18 protein-coding genes and 2 pseudogenes are annotated in these 16,351 nt (G+C 28.1%); all 20 read right to left on the bottom strand.

Annotation, left to right across the window (positions count from 1 at the left end; translation table 11 throughout):
- Positions 1-14 precede the first annotated feature (14 nt).
- Positions 15-1,589, bottom strand: coding sequence for a leucine-rich repeat domain-containing protein (locus Q0958_RS02745; RefSeq protein WP_299119279.1), 1,575 nt, complete (start codon positions 1,587-1,589; stop codon positions 15-17).
- A gap of 175 nt (positions 1,590-1,764) precedes the next feature.
- The gene (locus tag Q0958_RS02740; protein WP_299119276.1) at positions 1,765-2,106 is read right to left on the bottom strand and encodes a cyclic-phosphate processing receiver domain-containing protein; all 342 of its coding nucleotides are present in this window, start codon (positions 2,104-2,106) and stop codon (positions 1,765-1,767) included.
- Between the two features lie 159 nt (positions 2,107-2,265).
- Positions 2,266-2,385 (bottom strand): annotated as a pseudogene (locus Q0958_RS18940) (CPBP family glutamic-type intramembrane protease); the annotation flags it as partial.
- Positions 2,386-2,518: 133 nt separating this feature from the next.
- Entirely contained in the window at positions 2,519-2,923 is a 405-nt protein-coding gene (locus tag Q0958_RS02735) for a hypothetical protein (protein WP_299119274.1), read from the bottom strand.
- Between the two features lie 273 nt (positions 2,924-3,196).
- Positions 3,197-4,558: a hypothetical protein gene (locus tag Q0958_RS02730; RefSeq protein ID WP_299119272.1), complete on the bottom strand. Its 1,362-nt coding sequence runs from the start codon at positions 4,556-4,558 to the stop codon at positions 3,197-3,199.
- A 309-nt stretch (positions 4,559-4,867) separates the two neighbouring features.
- Positions 4,868-4,972, bottom strand: a pseudogene (locus tag Q0958_RS18935) (CPBP family glutamic-type intramembrane protease); the annotation flags it as partial.
- Between the two features lie 387 nt (positions 4,973-5,359).
- Positions 5,360-5,626 carry a hypothetical protein gene (locus Q0958_RS02725; protein ID WP_299119270.1) on the bottom strand — a complete coding sequence of 89 codons (267 nt, stop codon included), beginning with the start codon at positions 5,624-5,626 and terminating at the stop codon, positions 5,360-5,362.
- Positions 5,627-5,774: 148 nt separating this feature from the next.
- Entirely contained in the window at positions 5,775-6,494 is a 720-nt protein-coding gene (locus tag Q0958_RS02720) for a hypothetical protein (RefSeq protein WP_299119267.1), read from the bottom strand.
- A 30-nt stretch (positions 6,495-6,524) separates the two neighbouring features.
- On the bottom strand, positions 6,525-7,325 hold the full coding sequence (locus Q0958_RS02715; RefSeq protein ID WP_299119264.1) for a DUF1444 family protein: 801 nt from the start codon (positions 7,323-7,325) through the stop codon (positions 6,525-6,527).
- Positions 7,326-7,524: 199 nt separating this feature from the next.
- Positions 7,525-8,142, bottom strand: a complete 618-nt coding sequence (locus Q0958_RS02710; protein ID WP_299119262.1) for a hypothetical protein — start codon at positions 8,140-8,142, stop codon at positions 7,525-7,527.
- Positions 8,143-8,246: 104 nt separating this feature from the next.
- The gene (locus Q0958_RS02705; protein WP_299119259.1) at positions 8,247-8,870 is read right to left on the bottom strand and encodes a JAB domain-containing protein; all 624 of its coding nucleotides are present in this window, start codon (positions 8,868-8,870) and stop codon (positions 8,247-8,249) included.
- Between the two features lie 159 nt (positions 8,871-9,029).
- Entirely contained in the window at positions 9,030-9,560 is a 531-nt protein-coding gene (locus Q0958_RS02700) for a tetratricopeptide repeat protein (RefSeq protein WP_299119257.1), read from the bottom strand.
- 51 nt (positions 9,561-9,611) lie between these two features.
- The gene (locus Q0958_RS02695) at positions 9,612-10,133 is read right to left on the bottom strand and encodes a hypothetical protein (protein WP_299119254.1); all 522 of its coding nucleotides are present in this window, start codon (positions 10,131-10,133) and stop codon (positions 9,612-9,614) included.
- A gap of 56 nt (positions 10,134-10,189) precedes the next feature.
- Positions 10,190-10,393 carry a hypothetical protein gene (locus Q0958_RS02690; protein WP_299119251.1) on the bottom strand — a complete coding sequence of 68 codons (204 nt, stop codon included), beginning with the start codon at positions 10,391-10,393 and terminating at the stop codon, positions 10,190-10,192.
- Between the two features lie 157 nt (positions 10,394-10,550).
- Positions 10,551-11,123: a hypothetical protein gene (locus Q0958_RS02685; protein ID WP_299119248.1), complete on the bottom strand. Its 573-nt coding sequence runs from the start codon at positions 11,121-11,123 to the stop codon at positions 10,551-10,553.
- A gap of 54 nt (positions 11,124-11,177) precedes the next feature.
- The gene (locus Q0958_RS02680) at positions 11,178-12,635 is read right to left on the bottom strand and encodes a serine hydrolase (protein ID WP_299119245.1); all 1,458 of its coding nucleotides are present in this window, start codon (positions 12,633-12,635) and stop codon (positions 11,178-11,180) included.
- 123 nt (positions 12,636-12,758) lie between these two features.
- Positions 12,759-13,310, bottom strand: a complete 552-nt coding sequence (locus Q0958_RS02675) for a hypothetical protein (protein WP_299119243.1) — start codon at positions 13,308-13,310, stop codon at positions 12,759-12,761.
- 275 nt (positions 13,311-13,585) lie between these two features.
- Complete coding sequence (locus Q0958_RS02670) at positions 13,586-14,176, bottom strand: DUF6624 domain-containing protein (RefSeq protein ID WP_299119241.1); 591 nt, start codon at positions 14,174-14,176, stop codon at positions 13,586-13,588.
- Between the two features lie 211 nt (positions 14,177-14,387).
- Entirely contained in the window at positions 14,388-15,392 is a 1,005-nt protein-coding gene (locus Q0958_RS02665) for a hypothetical protein (RefSeq protein WP_299119238.1), read from the bottom strand.
- A gap of 181 nt (positions 15,393-15,573) precedes the next feature.
- Positions 15,574-16,026, bottom strand: coding sequence for a nuclear transport factor 2 family protein (locus tag Q0958_RS02660; protein ID WP_299119233.1), 453 nt, complete (start codon positions 16,024-16,026; stop codon positions 15,574-15,576).
- Positions 16,027-16,351: the final 325 nt, after the last annotated feature.

Genomic DNA, 16,351 nt, shown 5'->3' with positions numbered 1-16,351 from the left:
TGTTCTGTGTGGTTTTATCTCCTAAAAAACTTCCACCATTTTTTGTTATTCTTATCTAAAGTTTTAAATCCAGTGGATTTATTTTGATTTTCGGTACTATTTGTTTTCTCTTTTTTCCTATTTAAATCATCTATCACACAGTCGATGGCGCCATCAATATCAGAATTTATCTCTTCTGGTATAAGTGTTTTAATATGATTTAAGTCTTTCAAACTAATCTTATTAACAGAAATTTTTAACCAATTTAAGTTTGATATTTGGGTAAATATAGATTCAGGGAACTTTTTAATTTCATTAAATCTTATATCGAATGATTCTAGATTTTTAAGCTTGCTTATCGACTGGTTAAGGGTATTGATTTTATTATTTGAAAAATCTAAAATTTTCAGACTTTGAATACTAAAAATAGAATCTGGTATACTTGTAAACTTATTATAATTCAATTTTATATCTTCTAAAACCTTAAGATTTGAAAATGATTGAGGTAAGTTCGAAAACTTATTGGATCCTAAATTTAAATCCTTTAGGTTGGTTAGTAACCCAATTTCTTTTGGAATTGATTCCAATTTATTACCATTGAGATTTAAATATTTTAAATTTATTAAAGATGAAATTTCAACAGGTATGTGTTCTATCTTATTATTACTAATAGTAAGTTTTTCTAGTGCTATTAATTTAGTTACTTGTATAGGAAAAGTCTTCAGTTTGTTGAACGACAAATGCAAAGATGTTAAGTTCTTTAATAAGTTAATTCCTGAAGGAATTTGATCGATATGGTTTCCATGAAAACTAAGTTCTTTGATTTCGTTTAATAGTACTATAATTTCTTTCGCGGTTAAATCAGAATTTCTATTTCGGTAACCATAGATCATTTTAAGATCTACTAACCAATTAAAAATCTCTTGATAAGGCGCTGTATTTTCGACTTCAACAGATTGACTTAATTTTGCTAACCGAGATTTACGTTCGTTTAAATTTTCGAGCAGATGGAATTTTGTGAAATAATGGGTTAAAAAATGATTATCTTCATCTTTACTATTAGCCCAACTAGGACTATTACCATATTCCCAATCGGCAACATGTAAAAGTTTTTGGCCATGAAACGCTGCCCCAAAACCATGCTCACATTCCCATGTGCAAGAACCAGAAAACCCTATGAATGCTATATCATCTTCATCTGAATCGCTAATATTTATAGAATCAATAGTAATATAATTTATAAATTCTATTGGGTCTCTAACTAATGGAAATCCTGAATAGCTTGTGTTATTGTACTCTTTTTCTTTATTGTAGAAAGGTTTGTGCTCAATTTCTCTGTAAACACCATGGAAATCGAAGAAGTATTCTTCATCTTGTTTTAGGTATTGAATGATGTTATTCATCATTTTATTTGCGCTTGATACTAGAATTTTATGAGTTTGTAGTTGTATCTCGCTTGGTTGGTTGTCTTCGTCAGTGAAACTAAAATTAATTGCTATATAATGGCTTTTACTTTTCTTGTAAAAAGGTGTAAAATCTGTAAATAAATCTTCAAACTTTATATAATAACCTAGTTCATCTGATTCTGTAAGTTCTAATTCAGGAAGCATTTAAAAGTTTTTATTATGATTGTTGTTTCAATTGCATACAATTTGTTTATATGAGGAACTTTTATGGACTCATAGTCAATTTATATATTAAATATGTAGCGCTGTTTTTTTTAGTATTTCTTTTCCAATTTTCGCGAGTCTAATGTACTTAATGTATGTTGGTTTTGCAAGAGGACTACTGGCTGTTGTTTTTTAAATGTTTGATATAATTATTTAAAAGCCCTTTTATTTGTTCAGATGCTACTGGATTTGCTGAATGAACTTTAAATTTTAAGTTTCGTAAATCAAGTCCTGATTCATAAACTAACCATTTAGCGCAAGCCAAACCATCCAAAGCTACAACTCCGTTTTTGTCAAGACCAAGGTCATTGTCAAAACTTATATAATTAGGCAATCCATTCTTATTTATGTAAGTAACAAATTCATCATAAGTTCTAACGATATCGAATTCAGATTCCATTGATTTATCATAAATCATTTCGATGGTTCTTATATCGTCTAAAAAAAGCTTTTTCATATTTTTATTTTGGAATAACTAGGTACTCTTTCTCCTAAGTTTAATATTTCTTTTTCAATTTTTGTGAGTCTAATGTACTCAATGTGTGTTGGTTTTAAAAGTGGGGTTGAAGGGATATGTTTTTTGTATTGATTTAGTTATGCTGTTAGACATTAAACTTTATACAATGTAAACCATTGTATTCCAAAAGACATGAAAGACAATAGATGGTCCAATAGATTTCGATTTGAAATATAGGAATCCTGATATTATTCCGCCAAAAAATGTTAAATAGAATAGATGCCAATCTTGATTTGACGATTCTTAGGATTAAGTTATAATTAATTGTGTGTTTTTGCACTCAACATTGCAATTAAACAGGGTGTTATAGTTATTTTATTTCTTCTTTTTTAGTTTTTGAGATTAAGAACCTTTATTCAGTTATTTCAGTAAGTTTTAAATCTAGTTCCCTGATAACTTGATCAATATTAAATTCAAAGTTTTTAGGAATGTTTACTGTTGCAATACTTCCAAGGTCGACTTGCCAAAAACCACCTCTTTTATTCAATTCCTCTCCAAGCATTCTATAGTCTGATTCTTTATATTTAGGTGTTAATCTAAATCTACGAGTAATAAATTCTGATTCCTTTGTTATTTTTGTAACCTCGTGTACATTTTCAGAATTAATTTTGGTTTCAAATTCAGTACCTAAAGTTAGTTGATAATTGAATAGATGATTATCAATCATTCGAAATTGGTTTACTGATATTTGTTCAACCCAAAGAGTAGTTGTTACTTTTTTTCTTTTGTTATGAACTTGAATTTCAACTTTTTTCACTTTTTTTAGACTTCTAATTTTTACTTGTTGCTAACGTTCCACCTAAACTACATTTTAATGCAGTTTAGATTTTATTGTAGCCAGATTTTATTCTATTTGGTCTGATAGTAGGGCTCGAACCTACGTCCATCCGGTCCTAGAGCCGGACGCTCTACCACTGAGCTATATCAGACTTAGATAGGTACAGGGCTCGAACCTGTGTCCATTCGGATATAGAGCCGAACGTTCTACCACTGAACTAACCTATCTAATTTCTTTCAGGAAATAATTGTTTCATGTTTTACCTGAAAAAACTTTATGTTTTTTAAGAACTGTTGCTAAAAATGGATTAGAAACTTTTACTCCGTGAACAAGTTCTGGTGTAGGTTTGAATTCTACTACCCCGTGAACTCTAGGTGCAATCCAACCTGATTTTTCAGGATTAACCCCTGCTTGATTACAATATTTTACAACCAATTCTTTATTACAATTCTCTTTTCCTTGAAACACTTCCCAAGGTAATGGTATTTTATTCCAAATATTAGTATTTGGGTCAAGTTTTCCACCTGTAGAATAGTGCCAAGAAACAACATCTGCGGCCATTAACCTAAGAACTTTACCAAAACATATTTCATCTAAAATATAATCCATTCCCAAAGCATAAATGATATTCATCCAATTATCTCTTGCTTTATTCCAAGCTCCAGCTGTATTGTTCCAAGTAGTAGAATCGTTGCCTATTTTTACAATCATTGTTTGCCTATCAATATCATTTTTCGACCATATTTCAGCAAGTAAATCTGCTATTCCTTGTAAAACTCCTGTCCATTTTCCTAGCAGTTCTCCCTTATGTTTATCAGAAAGATTATTTAATACTTCTTGACTAGTATAAATATGTGAAATTGCCCACCAATTAGTTTTATTAGTTCGTTCTAACTTATTTTCGTTTTTAAAAAAAACTAGAGTTGTATTTGTAGAAATTCCTCTACAGCGATTTAACAGCATTTGAGAAATTTTATCAAATGATCTTTCCTGACTTGTATTTGTAAAAACACTTCTAAGATTACATCTTGAATTATAATAGGCTATGAAACAGGCAGAATCAAGGTCTTTTTGAAATTCCTCAAATTCTATTGTATGTGCAAGTCCGTGCTTTCCTACTTTTTGAAATTCAATTTTTTTAATTTCTCTTCTATATTTAAGAATTTTATTTTCTAATCGTTTCAAAAGTCTCCATTTCTTATTGTAGCTCCTTTTACTTAAATCTATACCTTTTTCTTTACGTTGTTCTTTATTTAACCTATCAGAAAGAAAGTTATTTGCACCTACTACTTTGTTAATTAATGGAGAAACTTCTTCAATAAACTTTTTAATATCGTCTACATTGTTGTAATCAATAGATTTTTTATTGTCTAATTTAAAGATTTCAATTGTTTTTTTAATCTGCTTTTCTGCACCTATAGCTGTTGCAAATTCCTGTATCATTGAAGTGTAACCAAAAAAAGTTTTTTTTAGAGAACCATTAGCTGCTCTTTTCAGAATACCTTTTTCTTTTGAAGAAAGTTTATCTTCGAGTATTTCAAAAACTATTTGAGCAACATCTTCAGGACGTTTCCTTTGACTTAGCGTTTTATGTAATTTTTTTATTAGTTCCATTTATGTGACTTCAAATATTATGCAAGTCTACAACTTAAGTACGCATTCTTTTTGCGTAGATGTTTTAATTAACTAGAACTTGTTTATAAGAAAAACTTTTATACCTGTATTTGTCTAATTTGATTGGCGATGAGCAATTTTTAGGTACTCATAAACTTCTTTATCGATATTAAATGTTTAAGTATGTAGCATTATTTTTTAATGTCTCTTTTTCAATTTAGCAAGTGTAATGTAATCAATATGTGTTGGATTTGCAAGAGGGGGTGGAGGGGGATGTTTTTTGTATTGATTTAGTTATGACATTAGACTTTATACAATGTAAACCATTGTATTCCAAAAGACATGAAAGACAATAGATGGTCCAATAGATTTCGATTTGAAATATAGGAATCCAGATATTATTCCGCCAAAAAATGTTAAATAGAATAGATGTCAATCTTGATTTGACGATTCTAGGATTAAGTTATAATTAATTGTGTGTTTTTGCACTCAACATTGCAATTAAACGGGATACTATCGCTATTTTATTTTTTCTTTTTTAGATTAAGAACCTTTATTCAGTTATTTCAGTAAGATTTAATCTAACTATTTGATGACTTGATTAAAGTCAAATTCAGCTCTTAATTCCGTCAGATTTCGATTAGCATAATTTTCTATATTCCATTCTGAAATTCCGATAGATTTTCTTCCTTTTTTAAAGTCCGAGTATAAAGTTAGCCACAAGTCTGGAAGTAGAATTGCTCCAAAAATCAAAATAGTAAAAGAAGGAATGGAGTAATTTCCATTTCCTACCATAAAAGCTTACATTCTTATTTCATCTTCTGCTGTCATTTGATAATTAAGTAAAACGTGTTTTAAATCGTGACTTTCGTATTTAGGAACTAAAGTCAAATTATGCTTATCAAGGCAATTCGCTATTTCTTTCCCTAAAGTTCCATTTTCAAGCTTTCTTAATTCTGAAACCTTTTCCCTATAAGGCTCCATTTTACTAAAGAATTCGATTGTTGAAACAGAAAGGTCAAATGATTGTTTTATAATTTTTCTAGCTATTTTTTGTAGTATGTTCATTTATTTAACTTTTTAAATTAACGTCAGAGTCAAACCATTTATTTCCACAAAGTCTACACTGTTTTGCTTTAGGCGTTCTTGCTAATTTTTGACAAATTGAGCAATTATTTAGGAAGATTTCTTTTTTGTGTTTTTTGAATTGATTAAGCTATTTTATTTCTTCTTTTAATAATTCTTTTACTAGTCTTTCGAGGTGTTGTTTGTATTTTACTTCTACTTCCAGTTCTTCTTTTTTATTGAAATTAGCATACATTTTCATTTGATTATTACCTAAGAAATATATTCCTATATGTGGTGTATCATCATTTATAATATGTCTTCTAGTTCGAGATATAATTAACCAAGATAATCGAGTGCCTATTCTTAATGATTCATTAAGCCCTTCCTTTCTCATTTCTTTGGTTAATCTAATTATATCTTTGTTAATATGATATTCTTCGTCGTTGACAGATAAATATTTATAGCAATTTTCTTCTGTGTCATTCCAACTCTCTATAAATTCACCTTTTATTCCTTCTCCTCTTTCATAATATTTTGCAAGTTTATTTAACTTTATTTCAGGGAACTGTGCTTGTATTTCTGATGGCATTACTTTTTTTAATATCCAACTTTTTAATATTTCTACTTGCCTTTTAACGTCACTGCTTGTTATTTTAAAAATAATACAGCCATCCCATTCGAACTCATATATTGGAATTTCACTAAAATAAAATGGATATATCTTACAACCTCTGTCTTTGTTTTTTAATTCAATATGGGATTCGTTACCAAAATCAGGTATAATAACTATTTTATTACTATCTATTTTTTGTAATTCATTACAGTTCCTATTGAGTTCTGATTGTAATAGTTCTAACTGGTTACTCATTTCAATCTTGACTTTTTCTTAATTATATTGTTATTTCCATAACTCAAATTGTCCGTTTTTTAATTCGAAAATTTTATCAGAAACTATGTGGTCTCCTGTTTTATTAATTTCGTTTATAGTTTTCTTTAGCTTTTCAACATTTTCTTTATCATTTGTTCCAGTAATAAGAACTACGTCTCTAGCTGGAATTCCAACAATTAAATTACCGTTAACTGGAAAATTTTCTTTATTCCAAATATCTAGTAAAATCAAACTTGCTTCATAAGCTCCACCAGCTGTTAGCATAAAATATCCATTTTCTCCGTGTTTTTCTATTTTAGAAATTGTTGAATTTAGATTTTTGATTGCTGTTTCTTTAATAGATTTAAAATCAATATTTAACTCCGAATATTCTTCTTTGGTGAAATAACTAATTGAGTTTTCTTTATCTTCTGCATAAAAAATATATAGCTCTGAATTGTACTTTTCGAAAACGTGTGTGTTTTCAAAGTTCTCAATTATTTTAGAACTCTCAGTTAAATATCTTTTGTCTTTAATAACAGGAACTATTCGATTTGGTTTAATCGGTTCTTTTGGAAGAAATATGTCTTTAGAAGCGAATACATATTTTTCAATTATGTTTTTTAAGTCTTTTGGGTCATTCTTGTATTCAGCGTAAGAGTTGTTCAAAAAGTGTTGGTAATTATCAGAGTTTTCAAATTTTGTAACAACTTCAAGCCCGTTGATAGAGACTAATTCTAAGCCCTTAATTTTCTTTTTTAGTTTAGCGAAAAATTTTTCAGCAAACTCCGTTTCAGTTAAGTTAGATTTTGATTTAAAAAATGAAAGCATTAATGTTTAGTATTTGGTTTTTTATATTATTGGAAGCTTGTTTGTAAGAGTAACTTTATTCTTTATATATTAAATGTTTAAGTATCTAGTATTGTTTTTTAATGCTTCTTTTTCAATTTAGCAGGTGTAATGTACTCAATGTATGTTGGTTTTACAAGTTGGTAAGAGGGATTTGTTATGGTAGAAGATGTTATATGTTTTAGGCAATCCATACCTGAGTTGATGAGCATATTTCCCAATCATTTTTAATTTTTTTAAATACTAACAAATATCCGCCACCATTTGTATTATTAGACTGATTGGAATAATATAATAAAGCTTTATTTTTTTTCTTGTTAAAACCTATTCTGGATAATGTTAATAAACCTTGAGCTTCTTCTCCGTAAGTTTCGTAAAACTTTTTCCAGCCAGTATAAATTGAATTTTTTAAAACTTCATTTATTTGTTGATTTTCTAGTATAACGATGTTTTTTTGAGTATAAAAATTGCCTTTAATTTTAACAGGAGATTGATTTTTAAGAAGAAAATTATCAAAAGTTTCTTTATCTAAACAAGGTAACCTGTAATTAAAATTACCGAATTCTATTTGTTCTGTATCCTGAGTTATATCAACAATTGTTGTTTTTTCTGTAATTACAATTTTTTTTGCTTTATGAAATGAATTTATGATTTTGGATAATATCTTTTTATTATCATTAACTGTAATTGTTGAATCAGAGTTATTTAAGTTTAAAGTGTTTTTTGAAGGTTCTTTTTCTATCTTTTTGCAACTAAAAGTTAAATGCAATATGAATACTAAATAGAAGTATTTTTTCATTTTATGCTAGGTAAGGACTTTGTGTAATTACAAAATTAAATTTAATGCTTTTTGATTTAGACTTTTGTTAGTATTTCCGATTATAGATTGTAGGGAACTAGCAATTATTTTTTTCGTACTCTTAGCTTTTCAACTTCTTCAATTGATAATCCAGTTGATTCAGATATTGTCTTTTCATCAATACCTTTTCTTTTCAACTGTTTAGCAATTTCGATTGTTTTCTTTTTTTCGGCAATTTCTGTGGCTTCTTTTTTTATTCGTTCGGCCAATACATATGGTGGAACATACTTTGTACTTTTTTCTAATTCTTCTAAAAGTCCAATATCCTTAAAACTCAAATAGCTTTTGTTTGATACAATTAAATGATCAATCACTTTTAAGTCAACAATAATACCCACTTGTATCAGTCTGTCTGTAATATCTTTATCGTCTTCAGAAGGTTTTAATTCGCCACTTGGATGATTATGGCAAAGAATGATATTAACAGCTCTTTTTTGTAAAGCAAAGCTAAAAACCTCCATAGGTTCAACTAATGTTTTATTAACTGTTCCTAAGCTGATTAATTCGATAAAAAGAATTCGATTGTTATTTTCCAATCCAATTACCCAGAAGTGTTCTCGGTTTTGGTCAATTTTTTGTTCTCGAAGCAGAATCTTTTGCATAATTCCGTAGATATCATCGGAATTGAGCACTTTGATTTTTTCAGATTCTGTTAGTTTTATATTCATAGCATAAATGTAATGCTTTATTTTAAAACCGAAGAGGGATTTTTATGCTTGTGTTTAACGATTTTGTATAATTGTTTGTTATGTGAAAGTTAGCGGTTTATTTCGGGTTTAGCATTAGCCGTATTTGTGTTTATATATTGTTGTTATGTCGTTTTATTTTCAAAAAAACCATTTTAGAACTGTTATTACTCCAATAATTGAACATATTGCTAAAAAAACAAAAACCCCGATAATTGGATAAATAGTTAGTTTATCTCTGAAAGTCCTTTTTGAACTTTCTTTTTTTTGTCTTTGTTTATTACTCTTTGGCCTGAATTTAGGGATATAATCAACTTTCTTTTTACTGTCAGCCTCTAATTCTGATAACTTATTTTGAGCAAATTCAGAAAGTTTTGATTTGTCTCCTCGAAATACAATTTCTTGTAAAATCTGATATCCTGAATAGTTTACTGATTTTTCATAAATATCAACACATTTTTTAATTCGCTGGTCAGTTGGTTCAGTCAGAATCCAATATTTTCCAGCAGAGTCCAAAAATCCGCTTTCATAATAAAGTTCAGCGAGTTTATTCCATAATTCAATTTCATTCGGGTTTTCCTGTATCAAATTCCGTAACCTGTTAGCGGCTTTGAATTTCAGTCCAATTTTAATTTCTGAATCTATTTTATCTAATTTTTCTTTTAAATTCATAATGTTTTTCTCAATTCTTTTCCGAGCATTTGGTAGTTTGACTTTTTGGTTTTATTCTTTTGCATAGAGAAAACCAAAATAACCAATTTTCATTTTTTTTGTAAACTTTTGACCTTGCAAATAATGGTTGGTTGGAACATCTAATTTTATAGTGTCTAGTTCTATTTCTCTTTTTATTTCAATTGAATATTTATTTCCTATTTTCTTATCTTTTGGATAATCAAGGCTCACTATTTTCCCTTGTAACTGGTATTCTTTATGATCGCCTAAATTGTTATTAATCAAAATAATTAAACCTTGAAATGAAATAAAAAATACCATTCCCATAATAAATGTCATTATAACAAACCCAACGATATTTCTCCATATTTCAGCACTTTTGTGATATGCAAATGTTGATTTGAAAGCATAATATAGAGCTAGCAAGAGTATTGGTACTCCACACCATTTGAGTGTAAAATTGATTGTTTCTTTACCTACTATAAATTCAATGGAATTGATACCATAAATACCTATTGAAACAAAAACTAATAAAAGAATAATAATAGTTAAATCGCTTTTTGTTATTCTCATAGACTCTTAAATTAAGGTTGCTGTTAAGGTAATTGTATAAGATTAGTTGTGTGTTTTTATTCCATTTCTACTTTATTGTTCACAATTTTAGTTCGAAAAGGATTTCCTCTTTCAGAAGGATTCCAACCTAATTTTAAAGCTTGTTTTATCCAATTAGAAATATCAGAAGGCTTTATTGGGGTTACTATTTCGGTTTCTATGTCGTTTGGGTGCTTTCGATCTGTATAGATAAATAAGCTCGTTCCTGGATTTTCTTCCAATTCGATTGCTACATGTAATTTTCCAGTTCCATAAACGGACTCAGTGTAGGTAACCTTTTTTCGAATTAGCTATCTAAAATTCAATTCGTTAACAGATATTTTTCTTGTTCCTTTTTTTGGTATTGCCATTTTCTAACTAATACATTGTTGTAATGCGTTATTTTTTATTTTGATAGAGTTCAATTGCTTTTAAGTATTTTATTCCACCAGTTTCTGTTTGGTTGTGAATAAACCCATTCAATTCTGGATGATTTTTGTCAATCCAATTCAAAAGTTTATCTCGATTTTTAACAAAAATGGAATCATTGAAAATCACATTTTTTGCCGTTTCAATACTTGTTATTTTATCATTATCGAAATAGATGATTTGTTCGCTAACAATAGGCTCTTTATGAAGGAAAGAGATTCTTTTATCTGTTTTTGAAATTTTAGCTTTTACAGTTTTATTTTCTTGTTTTATTTCGAGGATTTTGTAAGTTGGTTCAAACACAGAATCCCATTTTAACCATTTGATGTATTCTTTTTTAGAAAATGTTTGCTCATAATCATATTCGGTTTCCTTTATTAATAGGCTATCGGTAAGCAAAATTTCGATTTCAGAAACATTTGATTTATCAAGAACGTTATAATATTTCTTAGCAATTTCCAATTTATCAAATTTCTTTTCAGAATTTTTACAGGAATTGATTACTATTGCTATGAGTAGTAAAAAAACTGTGAATTTATTCATTTTATGTTCTTTGAATTGATTTAGTTATTATTACATACACTGTTGGGCGTAGTTTTATTTACTTAGTTTTTTAATCATTTTCTTAGAATAATTAATTAAGCGTTGTTTTTTATGTGGTGTTAATTCAATTGCTTTTTTATAATATTCAACTGCTTTTTCATTATTCCCTTCAGTTTTATAGGCATAGTATTGAGCTAGTCCAAAATAACCTCCATAAAAATCTGGAAATTCCATTTTAATTAATTCGAATATTTTAAGTGATTTTTCTGGTTCTTTTTTGAAATAACTAAAGCCCAAAGCACGTAAATCTTCTTTTTCAATGTCATATTTAGTATTGTTGTTTTTAAGTTGATTAAACTTAGCTGTTATATTATTTATTCCATTTTCCTCAATATCTTTTTTAATTAAAAAATAGGCTGGAAAAGGAATTTTACCATCAGAAAAGTAACTTGCTAAATACAAAGCTTTTCTTTTTAAACCACCTTTACTTCCGTTATTAGTGAAAATTGCCACCGTAATTTTTTCAGAAGGAATTCGTAATACAGTATTAAGGAAACCTGATGTAGAACCACCATGAAGTAAATACTTTTTACCGTTTTTTTCGTCAATTTGCCAGCCAAACCCATAGCCTTTTCCATTAGTTTTTCCTTTTTCATTCCAATTTGAAAATGCATCATTTAACAGCTCCTTACTCACAAGGGTTTCGTTATATAAAATTTTATCCCATTTAGCATAATCACTTACAGATGAATAAATTCCTCCATCTCCTTGAATGGCTGTATATTTTGTTTGGTCTTTGTTTTCATATTTGTTTTTTATGAATTTATATCCGTATGCACGATTTTTAATATTTAAATCCTTTAAGTACACAGTAGTATTAGTCATTCCTAATTTTTCAAAAACTTCTTCATCCATAAATTCTTTAAAACTTTTACCAGAAACTCTTTCTATAATTGTAGCCAAAACAGCATATCCAGAATTACTATATCTGAATTTAGAATTTGCAGGAAATAAAAGGCTGTCTTGTTTTATTAAAAGATTAAGCACGTCTTTATCAACAAGCTGTTTTTTCCAATCTTTTGGATATAATCTATTATAAGACTGTAAACCAGACCTATGCAGCATTAGGTTTTTAATTGTTATTTCTTTTCCATAATCTGGAAATTCTGGTATTATTTCAGTTAGTTTAGAATCGTAATTTAATTTCCCTTGATTTATTAATATTAAAATTCCCATTGCAGTAAACTGTTTTGTTACTGATGCAATTCTGTAATTAGTTTCGCAATTGGCAAGGGTTTGATTCTCTAAATTAGCATATCCAAAACTTTGACAATGCTTTATTTTACCATTTTTTATAACAATAAAACTTGCACTCGGTTTTTCTCCAATATAATCTTGAAATAGATAGTTTATTAAGTTTTTGTCTTGGTTAGTTTGCTCTATTGTTTTACGTGAAGATTTACACCCACAGAACATTAATAAAAGAACTAAAGTTAAAAGTTTATACTTCATTTTTCTCAATTGTGTCTAATTTGTTTATAAGAGGAATTTGTTCCTTAGTATTTATCTAATTCACTTGATTATGAGGAAGTTTTAGATAATCATAATTTATTTATTGATATTTAAGTGAGGTGTTTATTTCTGTTTTAGCTTTTCTTTCAGGTTACCTTTTTTATAAGCTTTGTAATATTTTTTCGTTTTTGAATTCATAGGAATGTTATTTTTTCTATTTCCAATATATTCTAATAGAATTTTAGCCCCTCCTAATTGTACTTCTTTTACATCTTCTTGTTCACTATATTTTTTTCCTTCTATTGGTAAACATTTTAGGATTCTATTTTTATTTACTTTCTGGTCAAGTCCATAATTTATCATTGCAACTGTATAAAGAAATTGTTGGTTTTGTTTATTGGTTAATGATTTATAAAACTCCCCACCTAAAGGTATTCCCATTCCTATATCTTTATTCATCCAGAAGCTCACTATTTTTGCTGCTGCTATAAATTCAGTAGATCTTGGATTAGCAGGGTTATTGAAAATATATGATGTAGCTTTAAATAATAAAGGCTCATATTTTTTAAATTCAATATTCTTGTCATTTTGCATTTTTTTTAAAGATTCTGCTAATTGGCCAAATGAAGTTAATGGTATAATTAAAAATAATGTTAAGTAGATAGTTTTATTCATAATTTTCTATATGTTGCTATAATATGTTTAGCTTATTTATTGATGGGAAATGTTGGAATGGTATAAGGTATTAATGTTTCTTTTTCAATTTTAGCGAGTCTAATGTACTCAATGTGCTTTGGTTTTGCAAATAAAGTAGAAGAATTGGTTATGAGAGGTTTTGTTGTAAGTTTTTGTATTTAAATACTAATAGTGCCAATAGCAATATTGATATTATTTCTATTGGCACTATTCAATGCTTTTTATATTATTTGATTATACGATAATCTATATTTTTAATTTGAATTGGGCTGAATGTCGAAATACTTTAAATAACCCTCTATTGGTTCCATTCCCATTTCCTTTCTTCTTTCGTTTACTGTTTCTGGATTTTCTAATTTATATAATTTACCATTCTTTATTTGTGAACCATATATTTGTGGTTTGTCTTCGTCCATTAACATTCTATCTTTCATTAAAGCATATTGCTGTTTGGATAAGTCCCCATTTTCTACCGCTTTTTCTATTTGTGGAAAATACTTTTTTCTGATTTTTTTAGTGCTATGTTGAAGTCCCAACCAGATAGCATTCATTTGTTTTTGAGACACCTCCTTTAATGTTGGCATTCCACATTTTTCAATAATGCTTATTACTAATTCCTGATTTCTGTGATCTTCTTTAGCATACTTGATGAGGTCATTTGCTTTTCTAATCCTTTGATCGCTTTCATATACTTCACTCAAGATTTGTTGTTTTTTACTACAGTCTACTTCAATAACATCTACTGAACCTACATAGACAAATTTGTCCCAATTTATATATAGAAATGTTGAAATTGCTACTATTAAAACAGTAAATATGCTCAGGAATACTTTTCTCTTTTTCATTTTTTAGAATTTCATTTTTGATTTAATGTAATTCATAACGTTTTGGTTATAAATAGTGTGAAATCAAATTTCAATAACTGAACCAAGTAAAAATGTAAGACAATTTGTCTTTTTAAACGACTTATTGACTGGGGATTTGAATTTCCTAAATCAATTATTTTGCTGTATTCTATGAAGAATTTGTACAAAGTAATATTATACTTTGTCTCTTTTATTTATTGCTCTTATTATTTTGTAGTTTTTTTAATGCTATATAACTTATTCCTAGTATTATAATTAATAATAATATTTGTCCAATGATATCAATTGTTGTTGTAGGTACTCCCATTGCGGTATGTCCAGATATAATTAATCTCTGAAAACCAAACCACCCATAGGTTAAAATAGCGCCAGTAGCTGCTGTAACTATATGTTGTGTTTTCCATTTTTTTTGACGAATCCAAGTTGTAAATATCATTATTGTTAAAACATCAATTGCTATAAATACAAAAAGTCCAAGCAATGGATTTAGTTTATGATTTGGTGCGTAATGAAACCATATTTGAAATATGCTAGATAATACAAATGCGGTAATAAGAACTAGCCAAATTGATATAGTTTTTGTTTTTTCGGTTTTTTTTGTTGATGTTTTAACTACTTTAAATGCTATATATATGAGTAATAGTATAATAACAATTACAGCAGTATATTGCGAAACTGATGCTACAAAATTAAATCGTTTTATAGTTGAAATTGCAGTTCCAACTAAACCAAGAAGACTTAATATTCCAATAATAATAAGTTCAGAAGTATGTAACCAAGGTTTTTTTGAGCGTTTGCCTGCTATTCCTTCTGCAAGAGCTATTGGCACACTCATACTCCAGATTGTATGTAGAGTAATTATAAAAACTGCATAGTTAAATGATGTTCCTAGCTGTGGAATAAACCCGTATTTTAAGAGCGTTGCTCCTGCATAATGAGGGTTGAACAATGTTAAGTTTATTAAACCTTCAGCAATTAATCCAAATACAATACTTAATAAAATGATTGTTTTCCAATTTCTCCCAGTTCGTCTTACAATTTCCCTAATGAAAAGTGCTGATGCACCATATAGAGGTATAAAGATGCCTAAATAACCAAGCTGTTGTATGTTAAAATCTCCCAACAAAAACTCTGCTATTAAAGGAGAAATTAATAGTAGTACTATTGCTGGGGCTACTCTTTTTAAAATATTCATATTTTATTTTTTAGATTGAATTATTGATAATATTTATCTACAAGTTTATATGTTAAGAATCTAAAAAAAAGGAAATAGAGAATTATTGTTTTCAAAGGCTTTATATGTGTCTAATGTACTAAAAGTTTGTTTTTTAATTAGGTATAACTTATTTACGGAGGTTTAGGGATAATAATTGAAATTAATGTTTTTCAGAGTCATTAAACTGCCATAAAACATTTACAAGCTGCCATTTTCCATTGAGTTTTATAATATGCATGTAATCTACCCAATCATTAGCTATCAGTTTTACTGAAGCTACTTTATTAAAAATATCTAGAATGATAACCTTTTTTTTTGGTTCTTTTGGAAATTTTGTTCCGTCTTTATTGTAGGTTTCTGCTAGTAAAATCATGGCGTCGGTAAAAGTTTCTTTCAAATATTCTTTTCCTGTTTTTTTATCTGTCCAGAAAGTCCTTTTTACCATTCTTGGATGTGCAGCTCGTTCAAATTGCCTAGGTTTTGCATTATGTTGAGATTCAATATAATCTAATGCTACTTTTTTTATTTCTATAGAATCTTTCTTTGTTTGTCCACAAAGAGAAAAATTAATTAGATAAAGGATAGAGCTTAAAATAAATATGTTTTTTTTCATTTTATATATTGTTTGAAAAATACTTTTTAATGTTTCTTTTTCAATTTTTATGAATCCAATTTACTAAATGTGGATTGGTGTTGCAAGTAGTTTGTTAGTTGTTATTATAATTCTTTGGTTTTCGTTTTTCTGTACTTGTTAAAACTTAGTTTTTTGTCGGAATAATATGCTACTGATACTTACTACTAGAAATACTGTGAACAATTTCATTTTATTACTTAAAAAAAAGATATGTAGTCAATTGTAGAATTCATGTTATCAAATACTAGTATTTTTATTTAGATAGGAGATATCATGATTATGTATAAAACCGTTTATTTTGTAT

Source organism: uncultured Tenacibaculum sp. (genome assembly GCF_947499065.1).
In the GTDB taxonomy this organism is placed as follows: domain Bacteria; phylum Bacteroidota; class Bacteroidia; order Flavobacteriales; family Flavobacteriaceae; genus Polaribacter.
Note: the sequence above shows the minus strand (reverse complement) of the source record. Positions and strands in the feature narration are given on the sequence as shown.

Coding starts and splice junctions, on each gene's coding strand:
- Q0958_RS02745 (WP_299119279.1), bottom strand. CDS start 1,589: ATGCTTCCTGAATTAGAACTTACAGAATCAGATGAACTAGGTTATTAT.
- Q0958_RS02740 (WP_299119276.1), bottom strand. CDS start 2,106: ATGAAAAAGCTTTTTTTAGACGATATAAGAACCATCGAAATGATTTAT.
- Q0958_RS02730 (WP_299119272.1), bottom strand. CDS start 4,558: ATGGAACTAATAAAAAAATTACATAAAACGCTAAGTCAAAGGAAACGT.
- Q0958_RS02725 (WP_299119270.1), bottom strand. CDS start 5,626: ATGAACATACTACAAAAAATAGCTAGAAAAATTATAAAACAATCATTT.
- Q0958_RS02720 (WP_299119267.1), bottom strand. CDS start 6,494: ATGAGTAACCAGTTAGAACTATTACAATCAGAACTCAATAGGAACTGT.
- Q0958_RS02715 (WP_299119264.1), bottom strand. CDS start 7,325: ATGCTTTCATTTTTTAAATCAAAATCTAACTTAACTGAAACGGAGTTT.
- Q0958_RS02710 (WP_299119262.1), bottom strand. CDS start 8,142: ATGAAAAAATACTTCTATTTAGTATTCATATTGCATTTAACTTTTAGT.
- Q0958_RS02705 (WP_299119259.1), bottom strand. CDS start 8,870: ATGAATATAAAACTAACAGAATCTGAAAAAATCAAAGTGCTCAATTCC.
- Q0958_RS02700 (WP_299119257.1), bottom strand. CDS start 9,560: ATGAATTTAAAAGAAAAATTAGATAAAATAGATTCAGAAATTAAAATT.
- Q0958_RS02695 (WP_299119254.1), bottom strand. CDS start 10,133: ATGAGAATAACAAAAAGCGATTTAACTATTATTATTCTTTTATTAGTT.
- Q0958_RS02685 (WP_299119248.1), bottom strand. CDS start 11,123: ATGAATAAATTCACAGTTTTTTTACTACTCATAGCAATAGTAATCAAT.
- Q0958_RS02680 (WP_299119245.1), bottom strand. CDS start 12,635: ATGAAGTATAAACTTTTAACTTTAGTTCTTTTATTAATGTTCTGTGGG.
- Q0958_RS02675 (WP_299119243.1), bottom strand. CDS start 13,310: ATGAATAAAACTATCTACTTAACATTATTTTTAATTATACCATTAACT.
- Q0958_RS02670 (WP_299119241.1), bottom strand. CDS start 14,176: ATGAAAAAGAGAAAAGTATTCCTGAGCATATTTACTGTTTTAATAGTA.
- Q0958_RS02665 (WP_299119238.1), bottom strand. CDS start 15,392: ATGAATATTTTAAAAAGAGTAGCCCCAGCAATAGTACTACTATTAATT.
- Q0958_RS02660 (WP_299119233.1), bottom strand. CDS start 16,026: ATGAAAAAAAACATATTTATTTTAAGCTCTATCCTTTATCTAATTAAT.